The sequence below is a fragment of the Thermosynechococcus sp. genome (assembly GCF_046299655.1).
Classification (GTDB): Bacteria; Cyanobacteriota; Cyanobacteriia; order Thermosynechococcales; family Thermosynechococcaceae; genus Thermosynechococcus.
The window spans coordinates 41386-57411 of the sequence record NZ_JBKBHZ010000011.1 but is presented as its reverse complement, the minus strand read 5'-3'; the positions used below and the strand labels follow the sequence as shown (position 1 = coordinate 57411).

The 16026-nt window shown below is 54.9% G+C and carries 12 protein-coding genes and 2 tRNA genes; 11 read left to right on the top strand and 3 right to left on the bottom strand.

Annotation, left to right across the window (positions count from 1 at the left end; genetic code table 11):
* The first annotated feature begins 39 nt into the window (after positions 1–39).
* The 6 genes from ACK4HN_RS08625 (at position 40) to ACK4HN_RS08600 (ending at position 12521) form a co-directional block, all read left to right on the top strand.
* Positions 40–1230: a response regulator gene (locus tag ACK4HN_RS08625; protein WP_409877507.1), complete on the top strand. Its 1191-nt coding sequence runs from the start codon at positions 40–42 to the stop codon at positions 1228–1230.
* An 86-nt stretch (positions 1231–1316) separates the two neighbouring features.
* The gene (locus tag ACK4HN_RS08620; RefSeq protein ID WP_181496648.1) at positions 1317–1682 is read left to right on the top strand and encodes a response regulator transcription factor; all 366 of its coding nucleotides are present in this window, start codon (positions 1317–1319) and stop codon (positions 1680–1682) included.
* 5 nt (positions 1683–1687) lie between these two features.
* The gene (locus ACK4HN_RS08615) at positions 1688–2218 is read left to right on the top strand and encodes a chemotaxis protein CheW (protein ID WP_409869209.1); all 531 of its coding nucleotides are present in this window, start codon (positions 1688–1690) and stop codon (positions 2216–2218) included.
* Between the two features lie 197 nt (positions 2219–2415).
* Positions 2416–5571 carry a methyl-accepting chemotaxis protein gene (locus ACK4HN_RS08610; RefSeq protein ID WP_409877506.1) on the top strand — a complete coding sequence of 1052 codons (3156 nt, stop codon included), beginning with the start codon at positions 2416–2418 and terminating at the stop codon, positions 5569–5571.
* Between the two features lie 18 nt (positions 5572–5589).
* Positions 5590–9855, top strand: coding sequence for a response regulator (locus tag ACK4HN_RS08605; protein ID WP_409869211.1), 4266 nt, complete (start codon positions 5590–5592; stop codon positions 9853–9855).
* Positions 9852–12521 (top strand): DEAD/DEAH box helicase, encoded by a 2670-nt coding sequence (locus ACK4HN_RS08600; protein WP_409869212.1) that lies wholly within the window; start codon positions 9852–9854, stop codon positions 12519–12521. The genes ACK4HN_RS08605 and ACK4HN_RS08600 overlap by 4 nt, the downstream gene beginning before the upstream one ends.
* 18 nt (positions 12522–12539) lie before the next feature.
* Here the strand turns inward: ACK4HN_RS08600 and ACK4HN_RS08595 are convergent.
* Positions 12540–12612: transfer RNA gene (locus ACK4HN_RS08595), tRNA-Met, on the bottom strand.
* Between the two features lie 129 nt (positions 12613–12741).
* On the opposite strand from ACK4HN_RS08595, the gene ACK4HN_RS08590 reads away from it, so the two are divergent.
* Genes ACK4HN_RS08590 through ACK4HN_RS08580 form a run of 3 tightly spaced genes read left to right on the top strand, consistent with a single transcriptional unit; the run spans position 12742 to position 14427 of the window.
* Positions 12742–13116, top strand: a complete 375-nt coding sequence (locus ACK4HN_RS08590) for a DUF4346 domain-containing protein (protein ID WP_409851168.1) — start codon at positions 12742–12744, stop codon at positions 13114–13116.
* Positions 13088–13606, top strand: coding sequence for a cytochrome C (locus tag ACK4HN_RS08585; protein WP_409877505.1), 519 nt, complete (start codon positions 13088–13090; stop codon positions 13604–13606). Before ACK4HN_RS08590 ends, ACK4HN_RS08585 begins: the two co-directional genes overlap by 29 nt.
* Before the next feature lie 11 nt (positions 13607–13617).
* Positions 13618–14427 (top strand): TIGR03943 family putative permease subunit, encoded by an 810-nt coding sequence (locus ACK4HN_RS08580; protein ID WP_409869214.1) that lies wholly within the window; start codon positions 13618–13620, stop codon positions 14425–14427.
* Between the two features lie 33 nt (positions 14428–14460).
* Here ACK4HN_RS08580 and ACK4HN_RS08575 read toward each other — a convergent pair.
* Positions 14461–14533 (bottom strand) — tRNA-Val (locus ACK4HN_RS08575).
* Positions 14534–14672: 139 nt separating this feature from the next.
* Here ACK4HN_RS08575 and ACK4HN_RS08570 point away from each other — a divergent pair.
* Both ACK4HN_RS08570 and ACK4HN_RS08565 read left to right on the top strand, forming a co-directional pair.
* Complete coding sequence (locus tag ACK4HN_RS08570) at positions 14673–15221, top strand: thioredoxin family protein (protein WP_409851161.1); 549 nt, start codon at positions 14673–14675, stop codon at positions 15219–15221.
* A 3-nt stretch (positions 15222–15224) separates the two neighbouring features.
* Positions 15225–15551: a hypothetical protein gene (locus tag ACK4HN_RS08565; RefSeq protein WP_409851158.1), complete on the top strand. Its 327-nt coding sequence runs from the start codon at positions 15225–15227 to the stop codon at positions 15549–15551.
* On the opposite strand, the gene ACK4HN_RS08560 is transcribed toward ACK4HN_RS08565, so the two are convergent.
* Positions 15532–16020 carry a GNAT family N-acetyltransferase gene (locus tag ACK4HN_RS08560; RefSeq protein ID WP_409869215.1) on the bottom strand — a complete coding sequence of 163 codons (489 nt, stop codon included), beginning with the start codon at positions 16018–16020 and terminating at the stop codon, positions 15532–15534. The genes ACK4HN_RS08565 and ACK4HN_RS08560 overlap by 20 nt on opposite strands.
* Positions 16021–16026: the final 6 nt, after the last annotated feature.

Genomic DNA, 16026 nt, shown 5'->3' with positions numbered 1-16026 from the left:
TGTCCCAGTCAGCCCGCTGGCGATCGCTATAATAGCGCCATGGAAGGATGCCTCAACGATACGGATATTTACACGCTGTGCCAAACCCTTGCCCTTGGCCAGCGCACGGGGGAACTCTACCTCGAAGATGACGCTGGTCACACGTGGCTTCTCTTTTTAAGCCATGGTCACTTGGTTTATATTGCCGATCGCCACAGCCACAGTTTAGAGCGGTTGCAGGATCTGCTCTATGGCCAAGGCATTCCTTGGCCGAGTCCCGATAGCTTGATCGAAAGCAAAGCCGGTGCTAGTTGGGTGGAATACGAATGCCTGTGGTGGCTCCTTGATTACTGCAAGCTCAGTCAGATCCATAGCGTGTGGCGTGCCCTGCTGCGGGAGAGCCTCTTTGACGTTGTTAGCCTCAATCGTGCTTGGTTCAAGTTTTATAGTGCGAGTCCCCTCACTCCCCAATGGCACAATCTTTCTCTAACAGCGCTGCTCAATGACAGCCTGAGTCAGTTGCGGGAATGGAAAAAACTGCATCCAGAGTTGCGTTCCCTCGATCAATCCCTAGAACTGACGGATATTAAACCCACCGGCAACGATCCAGCGGATCAGTGGTTTCGCCAACTCGAACCCTTCCTGCACAAGCGGATCACCTTGCGCCGTCTGAGTCGGCAACTGGGACGAGACGGGGTGAGTGTGGGCAAACTCCTGCTGCCCTATCTCCATCAAGGGTACTTACAAGTGAATTCTTGGGGCACCAATGGCCACACCCGTACATTTCCGCCCCTGTCTTGGCGGCGATCGCCCCGCGTCGTGTGTGTGGATGATGCGGTTACGGTCCGTCAGGTGGTGGAATCCACCCTGCAAGCCGCAGGTTATGAAGCCACAGCGATCGCCCATCCCTTGACCGCCTTGAGTCTCATTTTCCAACTCAACCCCGACCTGATTTTCCTCGATATTGCCATGCCCGAATTGGATGGCTATGAATTTTGCACTTTGCTACGACACACGCCTCGCTTCCGTTATACGCCGATTATTATGCTGACTAGCCTCGTCGGTTGGAGCGATCGCCTGCGCGCTAAAGTGGCTGGTGCCACTGATTACCTCAGTAAGCCTTTTTCAACCCAAGAATTGTTAACAATTACGCACCATTATATTGGTGCAGCGCCGCCTGTGACCTCCTTAACAGACGAATCCTTTGGCGACGTGCTAGAACCAAAATCAAGCCTTGAAACCCCCCGTTAACCTCCGCAGGTTGGCTGTCATCCCCTTGTCATACTCTCAGGCTTTTAGAATATAAAGCAAACCCTTAATCCTACATCTAAAATCCTATGAGCAAAGTCTTAGTTGTCGAAGATAGTCCACCCCAGCGGGAAATGATTAGCGAGCTGCTAGCGAAAACAGGCTTTGAAGTCACTGTAGCCACTGATGGCGTGGAGGCAATGGAGCAATTGCAGCAGAGTACACCCGATGTGGTTGTCCTCGACATTGTCATGCCCCGCATGAATGGCTATGAAGTCTGTCGCCAAATCAAGGCCGATCCCCGCACCCAATCCATTCCCGTGGTCATCTGTAGCTCTAAAGGTGAGGAGTTTGATCGCTACTGGGGCATGAAACAAGGGGCTGATGCGTATATTACGAAGCCCTTTGACCCCAAAGAACTCGTTGGCACCATCAAGCAACTCTTGCGAGGCTAAAAAAGATGTTTAGTAGCTCAGACCTACTCGCAACCAATGCCCCCATCGAAAGTGGCAATATCGATGACCTCAGAACTCCAGAGGGGGACTTACATATCCTCTTTACGATCCCCAGCGGGGATACCTTGGCGCTACCCGCTATTGGAGTACACGAAGTTGTGGCTGTGAGTCCCGATCGCATTACCCCAGTGCCCAACACCTCCAATCTGCTACTGGGGATTTTGAACTTGCGGGGGCAGGTGATTTGGGTAGCGGATAGCGGTAAGTTTCTTGGGGATGACACCCCCTTGAATACCGATCGTTCTGAGCTATCGATTATTGCCATTGAGGACGATGAATTAATGGTAGGGCTAGCAGTTCACCAAGTCAAAGGCATGGAGTGGCTCAGCAATGACACCATTAAGCCCGCGACCCATATCAGCGATCAGATGGCGCCCTTTGTCCGTGGCGAATGGGTTTTTGGTGCCGAGCAGCAGGAAATTGTTAAGCTCTTGGATCACCTCGCCATTTTACGCAGTGCTCGCTGGGGACTCTAAACTAGAAAAAGTAGCATCTAATGGACACTCGCGCTCAAGTGTCATCATGAAACTCATCAACACCAGTCACTTTAGGAAAATTAACACCCCCGTGATATCTTTCCCAAGGATTGGCGCATACTTTGTAATTAAAGCTTCCTTGATTGAGTCCCTAGAATTATTTGCCCCTTGTCATCGTCCATTCTGGGAGTAAGCCCATGGCATCCAGCAGCACCCAACACGCTCAAGAATATCAAAAAGCGGTTGCCGCTTATGTGCAAGGCAACTACGAAGAAGCGGCCAAAATTACAGATCAGTTGGTGGGCACCCGACCGGACGATCCCAACCTACGGCTGCTGCGGGGGCATATTTACTGCTGCCAACAACGCTACAGCGAGGCTCAAGAGCAGTACCATGCAGTTCTCAACGCCACAACTGATCCAGAATTGATCAATCTGGCCAACGAGAGCCTTGCTAAGATTAAGGATTTGATTCCTGCTGCTGAACCGAGTAACTATGGGAGCGAAGAACATCACACTACGCTGCAAGGAGAACATACCCAACTCCAAGGCGACAATACCTTTTTGCAGACGACTCCACCCATTGGAGAATCCCAAGCTATAAACCCCTTGGAAACCTTTAGTTTAGAACACTCTGATGACTTTGGCAGCGATTTGGGGACAACCAACCCCTTTGACGACCTAGAGATTGCAGGGATTGAGGAACAATTTGGCGCTAGCCTAGAACAGGGTACCTTTAATCTTTTTGACGAAGATGCAGCGGTTCAGGATCCTTTTGCTGTTTCTGCCCACTCCCTAGAAGACATTGCATCTGAAGCGGCGGACATTCCAGAAATTCCCATCGGCGAATCCGTGCAACCTCTAGGCGCTGAAGCCATTGGGGATGATGATATCACGATGCTGATGGGAAGTTCTCCTTTGACCCCCTCCGAATCCGCCAGCCCGGTTTTTGGTGGTGAAGCGCCAGAAAGTGCAGTAGAACCTTTTCAAGAAATGACACCGCCCTCCCTAGAAACATTTGATGATCCCTTTGCCGCTGAAATGGCACCACTAGCCGCTGCCGCACCTGAGGAGAGTCTTTTTCCGGGGCTGGAGGAATCTCCAGCGGCAACTACTTCGGGAGAAAGTCTCTTTGGTGATATTGAGGAATCCCCAGCAGCAAGCATTTCTGAAGAGAACCTCTTTCCAAATCTGACGGAATCTGCTGCGACCAACGTTCCTGAAGTCTCTACCTCTGCCGCGGGCATTAGTGATTTGTTGACCAATGAGACGGCAGACGCCATTGAATCGTTGCCGCAGCCCGAATTCAGTTCTTCTGATGCGGTCGAGGAGGAAGAGGATCTTTTTGGTGACTTCTCGGCTTCCCTTGAGGCTTTTGAAGCTCCAGATATTGTGGCCGAACCCCTGTCTCCTGAGGCCTTTGACCCCGCTACCTTTGAGGATGAGCCAACGATCGCTATGTCTGAGTCTCCCGGACGTGAAGCCATTGCCAAAGACCCGAGGGCACCAGAGGCACCAGCGATCGCCCAAGGGGAAACTAGCTCAGGTGGGGCTGAATCCTTGGAATCCATTGCCGACTTTAACCTAGAGGATCTCTCCTTTGGTAATGCGGATCTCTCCGGTGCAGGCTTTGATGATGAAATGACCATTGCCAATCGCCAAGTGCATGGCATGGGGGCTACTGGATCAGATGCCACAGGGATGACCGATGCGGGCACCGAAACCTTTGCGGTTTTACCGGATGAATTTGATCTCAGCCAGCAAGGCCTTGACAACTTGGCCGATTTTAGCCTGGATTTGAGCGAAAGCACCGCTAGCCGTGCTAAAACCCCAACCCCTCCAGTGAGTCACGATCTTTCAGCCTTTACCGAGCAAGTGCCCGTGGCAGCACCAGCGGCTACTCCACCACCCCCTTCCCATAGTCCCAGTCCTGTAGGTGGAACAGTCCCAGCAACCTCAACAGCCACGAGTTCCTTTGGCCAGCAAAACATTACCTCAGCAGTAACCACCGGTGTGCTTTCCGCCTTGGCTGCGGGTGCCGTTAGTTTAGGTTTTAGTGCCCCCGGCCCTGCGCCTTTAGTGAGTGGTACTGCGGCTGGTCTCACCGCCGGCGTGACGGTCTATGCCATGGGACAGCGCAGCGCCAGCCGCATCAAGCGCTTCTGCACAGATTTGCAAGCACAGTGTAATGCTGTGATTGCCGGTGATATGACGGCGCGAGTACCAGTGACGGGGAATGATGAGCTAGGCCTTTTGGCCCAAAGCTTTAACCAAATGACGGATGTCATCCAGCAGATTACCCTTGATGCCCAGAAAAAAGCAGAGGAAATTGAACGACAGCGGGATGATTTGCAGCGCCAAGTGATCCGACTCCTCGATGATGTCGAGGGAGCTGCCCGAGGGGATCTGACTGTACAAGCTGAAGTAACAGCGGACGTACTTGGCGCAGTGGCCGACTCCTTTAACCTGACCATTCACAACCTGCGGACGATTGTGCAACAGGTGAAAGTCGCTGCTCAGCAGGTGAGTCGTGGTGCCGCAGAGAATGAAACCTTTGCCCGTAGTCTCTCGGCAGACGCCCTGCGGCAGGCGGAGGAGCTAGCGGTCACCCTGAACTCAGTGCAGATGATGACCAATGCGATTCAGCGGGTGGCTGAAAGTGCCCAAGAAGCCAATGAGGTGGCACGCAATGCCTCAGAAACAGCCCTCCGTGGCGGTGAGGCGGTGGAACGCACGGTGGCGGGTATTTTGCAGATTCGCGAAACGGTAGCAGAGACCACTCGCAAGGTGAAGCGCCTCGCGGAATCTTCCCAAGAGATTGCCAAGATTGTGGGTGTCATCTCGTCGATCGCCAACCGCACGAACCTGCTGGCGCTGAACGCCAGTATTGAAGCCGCACGAGCTGGGGAAGCCGGTCGAGGGTTTGCGGTGGTGGCCGATGAGGTGCGGCAACTGGCCGATCGCTCGGCGAAGGCCTCGAAGGAAATTGAGCAAATTGTGCTGCAAATTCAAAGTGAAACCGGTGCCGTGATGACGGCAATGGAGGAGGGCACTCAGCAGGTGATTGAGGGGACAAAGCGGGCTGAACAAGCTAAGCATGCTCTGGAGGACATTATCCAAGTGTCTTCGCAAATTGATACCCTCGTGCGCTCCATTACCAACGCCACGGTCGAACAAACAGAATCGGCACGCGCCATGGCCCAGGTGATGCAATCCATTGAACTGACCGCGCAGGCCACCTCTCAGGAAGCACAGCGGGTGTCTGACTCGTTGCAAGGTCTAGTGAGTGTGGCACGCAACTTGCAGGCATCGGTGGAACGGTTCCGCGTTGAAAATACTGAAGATCAAGCCTAAGCAATCCGGGAGGGGGCTATGCAAAGCGATCAACAAAAGCGCATTCTTGGTTACTTCATTGAGGAGGCGCAGGAACACCTGACCACCATTGAAGACAGTTTGATGAATCTCCAGCAGGTGGTCAATGACCCCGAAGCAATGAGTGAAATGTTTCGGGCAGCCCACTCCGTCAAAGGTGGGGCAGCGATGCTCGGACTCCACAGCATTCAACACACTGCCCACAAGCTGGAGGACTACTTCAAAATTCTGCGGGAACACCCCGTAACCGTGGATGAAACCCTAGAGCAACTCTTTTTGCAAGCCTTTGATGCGCTGCGGGAACTCCTCGATGAGTTGCAAGGCCCCTTTGGTTTGACGGAGGAGACGGCAACGGCCACTCTGAATCGGGTGGAGCCGGTCTTCAATCAACTGCAAGCCCACTTGAGCCACCTGACCCAAGGAGCAGAAGCGGCGCCCCCTGTGACTGTTCCTTCTCCCCCTGTGGCCGAACCCGTTAAGCCGCCGGTGCAACCCGTTGCTGATTCGAGCTACCGCCTAGTCTTTCAAACAGAGGTGCCCGATCGCCTGCGGGTAATGTTGCAACTCTTTAAGCAGCCCGACTCGCCCCAAGTGCGGCAAGAATTGGCGGCGGCCTGTTCTAACTTGGGTCAATTGGGGGAAACCTTTGGGCTGCCCCAGTGGGTTGAGTTGCTAGCAATCGCCCAACAGGCGGTGAGTAACACCGCTCAGCCCCTCACCGCTTTGGCACCCGTGGTAATCAAAGAGATTATGGCGGCTCGCGACTTGGTGCTCAATGGTCAAGGCAGTGCGATTCGTCCCAGTGATAGTTTAGTGGCGCTTCAGCCCCCTGTGATTGAGGAAGCGCCGGCGGTTGTTCCAGAAGAGCCAGAGCCTGCGGTTTTAGAATCAGCTCCCGTGACTCTTGAGGAACCACCGGCACCCCTTGAAATGGCCTCTGAGGTTGCCCCGCTAGAGGTGAGTGCGCCTGAAGAGGAGGTTTCTGAGCCAATGGCGCCAATGACCAGCGGTGGCGATGGGGTCATTGTTTTCGATGAGGAGAGCGGGACTGATTTCCAAGAATTAAGTGACATTTTTAGTGATGCCACGGCACTGCCAACCGACTGGCTGGAAGACACCCTTGAGGAGGATTTGCCCAATTTAGGGCTGAGGGGTGAAGCGCCCTTTGATGAGGAGATTTCTGACTTTTTGAACATGACCGCTGCTGAGGAGCTGCCTGAAGCAGAACCCAGCCTTGAGGCCATCCTCGATGAAATTGAAGAACTCTCTGGTGAGTCGGTCTCTACGGAGGTGGAGGAAGCATCCCTCGATGATCTCAGGCCGCCAGCGATCGCCGAAAGTGCAGCTGAGGCTCTTGAGGCACCCTTGACACTTGACGGTCCTGCGGAGGAGAATGCAGCCACAGAACCCGCTGAACTTAGTCTGGATGCCTTCCTTGCCCAATTCACGGAGGAAGCTCCTCCAGAGATGGCTCCTCTTGATGAGGCCGTTGCTTCCCTGGAGGACTTCTTAGGTGAGTTGGAAACAATTGAGGCTGCCGATCTGCCACCTTTAGAACAGGATTTGGAGATCCCTGCTCTGAGTAATGTCCCAGAGGATGTGGCTGAGTTCCTCGAAGAGGTGCCGGGTCTTAATGATGTCCTAGAAAGCTTAGTCGTGGATAATGGGGTGGAAGAAGCCCGCGCAGAGTTTACTACCCCGCCAAGCGTTGATGATCCGTGGGCAGAAACGCCATCTGCCTTGGAAGCGCCGGCGATCGCTGAGCCGAGTCTTCCTGAGTTCACAGCGACCGCTGAACCTGAAGTCCCAACGGAGGAGGTTGAACCCTCTGCTGAGGCTGCCAGCATGGCGGAGCTAGAATCCCTCTTGGGAGAGCCTGTATCCGCAGCAGAGGCTGCCAGTGTTGTTGAATCGGAATCACTGGTCGAGGAATCGATCCTCTCCCCTGAAGCTGGCAGTATGGCTGAACTGGAAGCCCTAGTGAATGATGCCACTGCATCCGTTAGCCCTGAAAGCGTCCTAGAGGTCCTAGAGGAGTTGGAGGGGTTGATTGAGCAAAGTACAACCCCCGCAGAGACTGCGACGTTCAACGAATTAGATCAGCTTTTAGAGACAGCGACACCATCTACGCCGGCCTTTGATGATCTAGAGCAGCTTTTGGATCAAGCCAGCCCCGCAGCACCCAGCCCACCGCCGGCAACGCCAGAGTCCGCCACTGCTGACGATAGTTTTGCCGATTTAGAGAAATTAATTCCCCAACCCGCAGGAAGTAGCAGCAAGGCAGCCCCCCCGCGGCGAACAGGAGCAGGTGCAAGAGGTGCTTCCTTGGTGGAACAAACCATGCGCGTACCGGTGCGCCACCTCGATACCCTGAGTAACCTCGTTGGGGAGTTGGTGGTCAACCGCAATAGCCTTGAAGACACCCAAGAACGCCTGCGGCAGTTTCTCGATAACTTGCTCTACCAGGTTCAACAACTAGGAGAGGTCGGCCAACAAATGCAAGACCTCTACGAGCGATCGCTCCTTGAGAGTTCACTGCTGGGCGTGACAACTGCACGGGTAGCCAATGGCCAAGGGGAACGGGGAACCCATGCCACGGGGATCGAGTTTGATGCCCTCGAAATGGATCGCTTTACCGGCTTCCACACCCTCTCTCAAGAAGTCATTGAGCGGATTGTGCGGGTGCGGGAGGCAGCAGATGACATCCAATATGTTGTTGACGAAGTGGAGCAGGTGGCACGCCAATTTCGCCAAGTCACCACCCAAGTCCAAGAGGAGCTGAGCCGCTCACGAATGGTGCCCTTCCGTGAAATGTCTCAACGTTTACCGAGCGCTGTACGCCGCGTTGCCAATACCATGGGCAAACAGGTGGAACTAAAGATTGAGGGAGAAGACACGCTCATTGACAAGGGCATCCTTGAAAAGCTCTTTGACCCCATGACCCACCTCATCAATAATGCTGTTTATCATGGCATCGAACTGCCCGAAGCGCGGCGGCGATTGGGTAAACCAGAAAAAGGCCTGATTCGCGTGCGCGCCTTCTACCAGGGCAGTCAAGCGATTATCTCCGTTAGTGACGATGGGGCGGGTATTGACCCAGAACGGGTAAAACGCAAGGCAATTGAGAAGGGTCTTCTGAAGGAGGCCGATGCCCCCAACCTGTCGCGCCAAGAGGTCTATGCCTTCCTCTTTCAGTCGGGATTTAGCACCAAAGATCAAGCGGATGCCCTTGCCGGTCGCGGTGTGGGGATGGATGTGGTGCGCAAAAATCTGGAGGACATTCGCGGCACGATTAACATTGACTCTACGGTGGGCAAAGGCACCACATTTACAATCCGCTTGCCGCTGACCCTGAGTATTACCAAAGCCCTTTGCTGCATTGATAACCACTGCCGCATTGCCTTCCCCATTGACGGCGTAGAGGATATGTTGGATATTCCCCAAGAGCGCATCCAAACCCTAGAAGATGGTCAACGGGTTCTCTCGTGGCACGATCGCCTGCTGCCGGTGCGTAAGCTTGGGGATTTGCTCAAGTACAGCCGCAACATCAGCCGCAGCAATGTCTATGGTGGCAGCACCCAAGATGATGGCATGGTCTCGATTGTCGTGCTGCGCAGTAGTGATGATCTCGTGGCCATGGAAGTGGATCAGGTCATCGGCGAACAGGAAATTGTGATCAAACAGTTGTCGGGGCCTGTGCCGAAGCCGGTGGGTGTGGCAGGAGTAACCGTTCAAGGGGATGGTCGGGCGATGGTGATTGCTGACGTGCTGGAAATTATTGACCTGTCCCTAGGACGCATGGATCGCGACTGGCGTGGCTTTGGCCACATAGTGGATGTTGCGGAATCAGAGGAAGCCTCCGAACCCTTGGTGCTGATCATCGACGACTCGATTACAGTGCGGGAGTTGCTCTCGATGACCTTTACACGCGCGGGCTACCGCGTCGAGCAGGCGCGGGATGGTCAAGATGCGTGGGAAAAACTGCGCTCTGGCTTGCCCTGCGACTTGGTCTTTTGTGACATTGAGATGCCGCGCATGGATGGCTTGGAGTTGCTTTCACGAATTCAGAAGGATCCTAAACTCAACCATCTGCCGATCGCCATGCTGACCTCACGGGGCGCCGATCGCCACCGCAAGATGGCCGCACAACTGGGGGCACGGGCTTACTTTACAAAGCCCTATCTAGAGGAGCAATTGCTAGATGCCGCAGCGCGGCTCCTCAAGGGCGAAGTCCTTGTGCAGCAGGAGCCAACACCTACCCCATGAGTGAGCGATCGTCTGCCCTAGCAGACTTCCTTGCCCAACTCCCCTTTGAACTGGATGCCTTTCAAGAAGCAGCGATCGCTGCCCTTGAGGCGGGTCGCTCTGTGGTGGTCTGCGCGCCTACGGGGTCAGGGAAAACCCTCATTGGTGAGTATGCAATTCACCGTGCCCTGATGCGGCAGCAGCGGGTCTTTTACACCACCCCTTTGAAGGCACTCTCGAACCAGAAGTGGCGTGACTTTCAGCAGCAGTTTGGTGCGGAGCAGGTGGGTCTTTTGACCGGGGATGTCTCGATTAACCGCGATGCCCCGATTCTGGTGATGACAACGGAAATTTTCCGCAATATGCTCTACGGCACCCCCATTGGTGAAGTGGGCACCTCCCTTGCAGGGGTGGAAGTGGTGGTGCTCGATGAATGCCACTATATGAACGATCGCCAGCGGGGCACCGTTTGGGAAGAATCAATTATCTACTGTCCCAAGGAGATTCAACTGGTGGCCCTCTCGGCCACGATCGCCAACGGCGAACAACTCACCGACTGGATTCAATCTGTGCATGGGGAGGCTGAACTCATCTACTCCGACTGGCGACCCATTCCCCTGCACTTTTACTTTTGCAATGGCAAGGGACTCTTTCCCCTCTTGGATGGCCAACGCAAACGCCTCAACCCCAAGCTCCACGGCCAGCCTGAACTGCGGCGACGCGGCAGCAAGCGGGACTTTTTGAGCATCCGCTATGTGGTGAGCCAACTGCAACAGCGACAGATGCTACCCGCTATTTACTTTATCTTTAGTCGCCGCGGCTGTGACCAAGCCGTTCAAGAGGTCTTGGGCATGAATCTCCTCACCCAAGCAGAACAGCAGGCACTGGCGGAGCGGGTCGAGGCTTTTTTGGCACAGCATCAGGACATTGTCGCCCCTGACATGATTGCCCCCCTCTACCAAGGGATTGCCGCTCACCATGCCGGCGTGCTACCCGTGGTGAAAACCCTTGTGGAAACTCTCTTTCAGGAAGGGCTGATCAAACTCGTCTTTGCCACGGAAACCTTGGCGGCAGGGATCAATATGCCTGCGCGTACCACTGTGATTTCTACCCTCTCGAAGCGCACTGACAGCGGTCATCGGCTCTTGACAGCCTCGGAATTTTTGCAAATGGCAGGACGAGCCGGCCGCCGGGGCATGGATACGGTGGGTCATGTGGTCACCTTGCAAACCCCCTTTGAGGGTGCCCATGAGGCGGCGTTTTTGGCCACAGCCGCTCCGGATCCCCTGATCAGTCAATTTACCCCCAGCTATGGCATGGTTTTGAACCTGCTCCAACGCCACACCCTCGAAGAGGCGCGGGAATTGGTGGAGCGCAGTTTTGGCCAGTACTTAGCCACCTTGCAACTGGAGCCGCAGCGGCAGGCGATCGCCCAACTGGAAACGGAATTACAAACCGTGCAACAACGCCTGACGGGCATTGATCGGCAGCAGCTAGCACAGTATCAAAAGCTGCGGGAACGGCTGCGGCAGGATCAACGCCTCCTAAAAATCCTCGAACAGCAGGCGGCCCAAGAACGTGCCCAAGCACTCCTTCCCTTTATGATGGCAGTGCCGCCGGGGACATGGCTGCATATCAAATCCCCGCTGCGGGATCATCCCCCCCTAGCTGCCGTGCTCTGTCAGCCCGTTGCTGGTTCCGGGCAGTTGCCCCACTGGCTGTGCCTTGCGGCCGATGGTCGTTTTCGGGTCGTTGGTATTGACGACATTTTGGGTGTCTATCCCGATCGCCCCCCCTGTGGCAATCTCCCCACGCCTCCAGAGGCGATGAAACTGCGCCTAGGGGAAAGCTATGTCTGTAACGATGCCCATCACTACCTTGGTACCCTTCCTGATCTCCCACCCGTCTTACCCGCGCCGGAAGTGGCTGCCCAAGCTGCTAAAATTACTGACCTCGAGGCGAAACTCAGCCAACTGCAAGCCAGTCTGCCGCAAAATGTCCATTCGCTGCTGCGCTTAGTTCGCCGTGAAGAACGGCTGCAAACGGAGCTGCGCGATCGCCAGCAGAAGCTGCATCAACAGTCCCAACGCCACTGGGAGCAATTTCTTGCCCTCGTTGCTGCTCTCCAAGACTTTGGTGGCCTGAACGACTTGACCCCCACCCCCCTTGGGGAAATGGCTGCTGCCCTGCGGGGAGAAAACGAACTCTGGCTGGCCTTGGCCTTGGCCTCTGGCGAACTGGATGATTTGCCCCCCCACCTCCTAGCGGCAGCGATCGCGGCTCTGGTCACTGAAACGCCCCGTTCCGACAGTTGGTGCAACTACCCCATTCCCAGTGAGGTGGAAGAACGCCTAGCTGCCCTCAGTCCGATTCGCCGTCGCCTCTTTCAGGTGCAGCGCCGCCATCGCATTATCTTTCCCTTGTGGTACGAGTGGGATCTCATTGGCTTGGTGGAGCAGTGGGCTTTAGGCACGTCGTGGAATGAATTGTGCGCTGAAACCAATCTTGATGCGGGGGATATTGTGCGGTTACTACGGCGCACCCTCGATTTTCTTTCCCAGATTCCCCATGCGCCCCACACCAGTCCCCAACTGCGCCAAAGCGCGCAGCAGGCACGCTACCTCCTCGATCGCTTCCCTGTGAATGACTTACTGGAGGGGGTGGAGCTAGAAGCGGCAACCGTATAATCCTAGTCCTTAAGGGAGTGGCTCAGGCGGGATTCGAACCTGCGACCTTGGGCTTATGAGTCCCCTGCTCTAACCACTGAGCTACTGAGCCGAAATTTTTAGGCAATCTCCATTATAACGCGAATGCTCCAAAACTCAAGGGTCTGGCCAGCAAATTCCAGTCGAGTTCACCGTAGAATAAGTAGAATAAAGAGTGCATCTGTTAGAGGAAAGATAGGCGTTGAGCAAAGCAGAACGCACGGCTCTTGACAACAAGCTATCCCAGCGATTTATTCATCTCGATCCGGCAGGGTATTTCATTATCTACATTGACCCTGAGCAAGAGTTGATCTGGATGAAACACTACCCCAATGACATTAATGAGAAGGGCTTAGCGGTAGATCCCGATACCGGCGAACCCATTCCCACCAAAGGGAAAGTCACACGGGAACCCGATCTAGTCCTCAGCGGTCGAACAGCCAAGGAGTTGTGTATTGAGCTTTTCGAGAAGGATCGCCAACTGGTTACCACGTTTGACCATGCGGCCTATCTCGGTCGTGAATTGATGCGGGCACAGTTTTGTTTGGATGAAGGGCTTGAGTATATCCAAGATTAGACAACACTGGCGCTGGGGGGTAGGGGTAGTTCTTTTGATGCTCTGTGCCCTTGTGGGTAGTGCCTGGGCAGCGATCGCCACCCCAGACTTCAGCGGTACTGTTGATGTTTTGCCCTTGAATGCCCAGTTGGGGGCGCAAATCTATCTGCGGCGCTGTAGCAGTTGTCATCTGGCAGTGCCCCCGGAAACATTGCCTACGCAAGCATGGCAGGTGCTGATTCAAGATACCAATCACTACGGCGCAACGCTCGAACCCATTCCCCGCCTAGAGTTAGGGCCACTCTGGAACTATTTGCGCACCTATTCTCGCCCTCTGCCCAACGATGCCCAAATTCCCTTTCGTGTCGGGCGATCGCCCTTCTTTCGCATCCTCCATCCCCGCGTTGAGGTACCCCGACCCGTTACCCTCGATGGCTGTGCTCAGTGTCATCCCAAGGCCACCCTCTTCAACTTTCGTGAGCTAAGCCCGCAATGGCAGGATTCCCCCTAGAATGTTTAGGGATGGCAAATTTTCCGCCCCCCATGTTTTCTAGCTCCTCCAATCGCTATTCCCCGCGGGTTCAGCGCATGATGATGCGCCGTCGCTGGCTACAACAAGAGTGGTGGACGGTTGTGGCGCTCCTCCTCTGGGGAACGTTGTTTCTCCAATATTGGTTGCAGGGGCGACTGGGGTTGCTGATCCACCCCAACTACTTTGGACTGGCGATCGCCACTGGGTTTCTTTTAGTTACGGTGAGTGGTTGGCAAGGGTGGCGGTTGTGGCAGGGTCGCGTAACCCCTGTGCAGCATGTTGCCCTCTTACCGGCGCGTTGGACGCTCAGTGTCCTGATTGTTGCAGCAGTCGTGGGGTTGGCGGTTACGCCCCGTCCTTTCAATAGTGCAACAGCCATTCATCGCGGCCTTGAGGATGGCTTGACCGTGACGCGTAATAGTCCCGTAGCCTTTCGCCTCAATCAACGGCCTGAGGAGCGCACGCTCATTGATTGGATTCGCACCCTTGATGTCTATCCTGAACCCGATGCCTATAGCGGATTGCCTGCGCGCATTGAGGGATTTGCTGTCCACAGTCCTCAACTGCCGGAAACCTATCTTACCTTGACCCGCTTTGTCATTACCTGCTGTGCAGCGGATGCCTATCCCGTCGGCCTGCCAGTGAAATTGGGGCGATTGCGCCAAGCCTATCCCCAAGACCAGTGGTTTCGGGTGGAGGGGCGCATGGCCACCGAAATCCTCAACAACCGCCGCCAATTGGTACTGGTTGCTGAGACAATCACGCCGATTCCGCAACCTAAAAATCCCTTTATGTACTAGGGAAGGGGAAACCACTGGGTTTAGGAGCCAAGATGGGCGGTGAGGGACTCGAACCCCCGACAGCCTCGGTGTAAACGAGATACTCTACCAACTGAGTTAACCGCCCTAACTCCAGAATATGAAACACCAGAACATAGATCATAGCAAAGGTACAGCCCTTTTCAAAGCCCTTTTTCTCCCGAGAGTCCTCTTGTGCTAGGAAAATCCGTTAGGATCAACGTGTCGAGACATGCAAGGAACACCCTATGGGAGCAGCAACGGCAGCCAGTGGTCAACGGCTACGCAACTTTGTAATTGCTGTTGTGGCCATTCTCATTAGTCTTGCTTTATTTAGTGCTTTGCGCAATAGCAATCACCCCCTCACCCTCGCGGAGCAAGCTGAGCACGCTACCCCTTGGGAGGAGGCTCAAGTCAATGGCAAGCCCACCCTCTTGGAGTTCTATGCCAACTGGTGCAGCACCTGTCGCTCGATGGCCAAGGATTTGGGGGAATTAAAGGCGCAATATCGCGATCGCGTCAACTTTGTCATGCTCAACGTGGACAACACGAAGTGGCTACCGGAAATTGAGCGGTTTAATGTGGATGGCATTCCCCACTTTGTCTTTTTGAATCGGCAACTGGAACCCCAAGCAGTGGCGATCGGCCACCAGCCCAAGGAAGTGATGGCCCAAAACCTTGAAGCTCTCGCCAATAACCTGCCCTTGCCCTATGGTCAGCTGACGGGTGAAATGTCTCAACTCCCGAGTCCCCTTGCCCGCCAGCGCAGTGATGATCCCCGCAGCCATGGGGGTTAGGTTGTGGAACCCCAAGATGAGGTGCGTCAGGTTTATGAAGAGACGCAAGCTCGGATGGCAGCACTTTACCGTGAGTATGAGCAGATCAAAGCCACTCAAGCGCGGTTGAAGGAACGCAATCAAGCGGCTCTCGACCAAGAGCGCGATCGCCTGCAGCAGGAACTGCGGCAACTGGAGGCAGAGTTTGGCCTCACTCTGCTGTTTCATCTCGGAGAAGCAGCACGGGAGTACTGGCAGGAGATTCTGGCTCAGGAAAACTTTTGGCAATTGGTTCGCTTTGGCGGTTTGGGATTTGTCTTAGGTCTCCTAGTTAAGAGCTTGATGGGCTAATCTTGAGGGCAGTTTGCCAGAGTCCAGGGCGGGAATTGGGAATGGGAATCGCGCCAACGTTCTTGGCATAAAAGGCCTCGCTGGACACCCAGCCAATGACAGCATAGGCATAGCCGGCAGTACGCATTTGATCGAGCGTTAACTGCAATAGCAGGCGACCAATGCCCCGCCCCCGGTAGGGTTCAGCCACGGCCATCGGCCCGAAGAGTCCCAAGGCGGCGGCATCGTAGCAGGCAAAGCCCAGCAATTCCCCCTCCTGCACCGCAATCAATCCACGGGGCGGCCGTTGGCTCAAGGCAATCGCCACTTCACTGCGCCACCCTGCACTAAAGCGATCGCCCACCCACTGGATAATCCAATCCACTTCTGATCCCAAGGGCTGCCGATAGTGAATCCCCTGCTGCTGATGTGCCATCACGGCAGGCCAGTCCACAGCGAGAGCGTAGAGCTTCACCAGCATATCGGTCATGGGCTG

Bases quoted from the DNA above. Each gene is read 5' to 3' on its own strand.
- ACK4HN_RS08625 (WP_409877507.1), top strand. From the start codon at position 40: ATGGAAGGATGCCTCAACGATACGGATATTTACACGCTGTGCCAAACC.
- ACK4HN_RS08620 (WP_181496648.1), top strand. From the start codon at position 1,317: ATGAGCAAAGTCTTAGTTGTCGAAGATAGTCCACCCCAGCGGGAAATG.
- ACK4HN_RS08615 (WP_409869209.1), top strand. From the start codon at position 1,688: ATGTTTAGTAGCTCAGACCTACTCGCAACCAATGCCCCCATCGAAAGT.
- ACK4HN_RS08610 (WP_409877506.1), top strand. From the start codon at position 2,416: ATGGCATCCAGCAGCACCCAACACGCTCAAGAATATCAAAAAGCGGTT.
- ACK4HN_RS08605 (WP_409869211.1), top strand. From the start codon at position 5,590: ATGCAAAGCGATCAACAAAAGCGCATTCTTGGTTACTTCATTGAGGAG.
- ACK4HN_RS08600 (WP_409869212.1), top strand. From the start codon at position 9,852: ATGAGTGAGCGATCGTCTGCCCTAGCAGACTTCCTTGCCCAACTCCCC.
- ACK4HN_RS08585 (WP_409877505.1), top strand. From the start codon at position 13,088: ATGAAGGGCTTGAGTATATCCAAGATTAGACAACACTGGCGCTGGGGG.
- ACK4HN_RS08580 (WP_409869214.1), top strand. From the start codon at position 13,618: ATGGCAAATTTTCCGCCCCCCATGTTTTCTAGCTCCTCCAATCGCTAT.
- ACK4HN_RS08570 (WP_409851161.1), top strand. From the start codon at position 14,673: ATGGGAGCAGCAACGGCAGCCAGTGGTCAACGGCTACGCAACTTTGTA.
- ACK4HN_RS08560 (WP_409869215.1), bottom strand. From the start codon at position 16,020: ATGACCGATATGCTGGTGAAGCTCTACGCTCTCGCTGTGGACTGGCCT.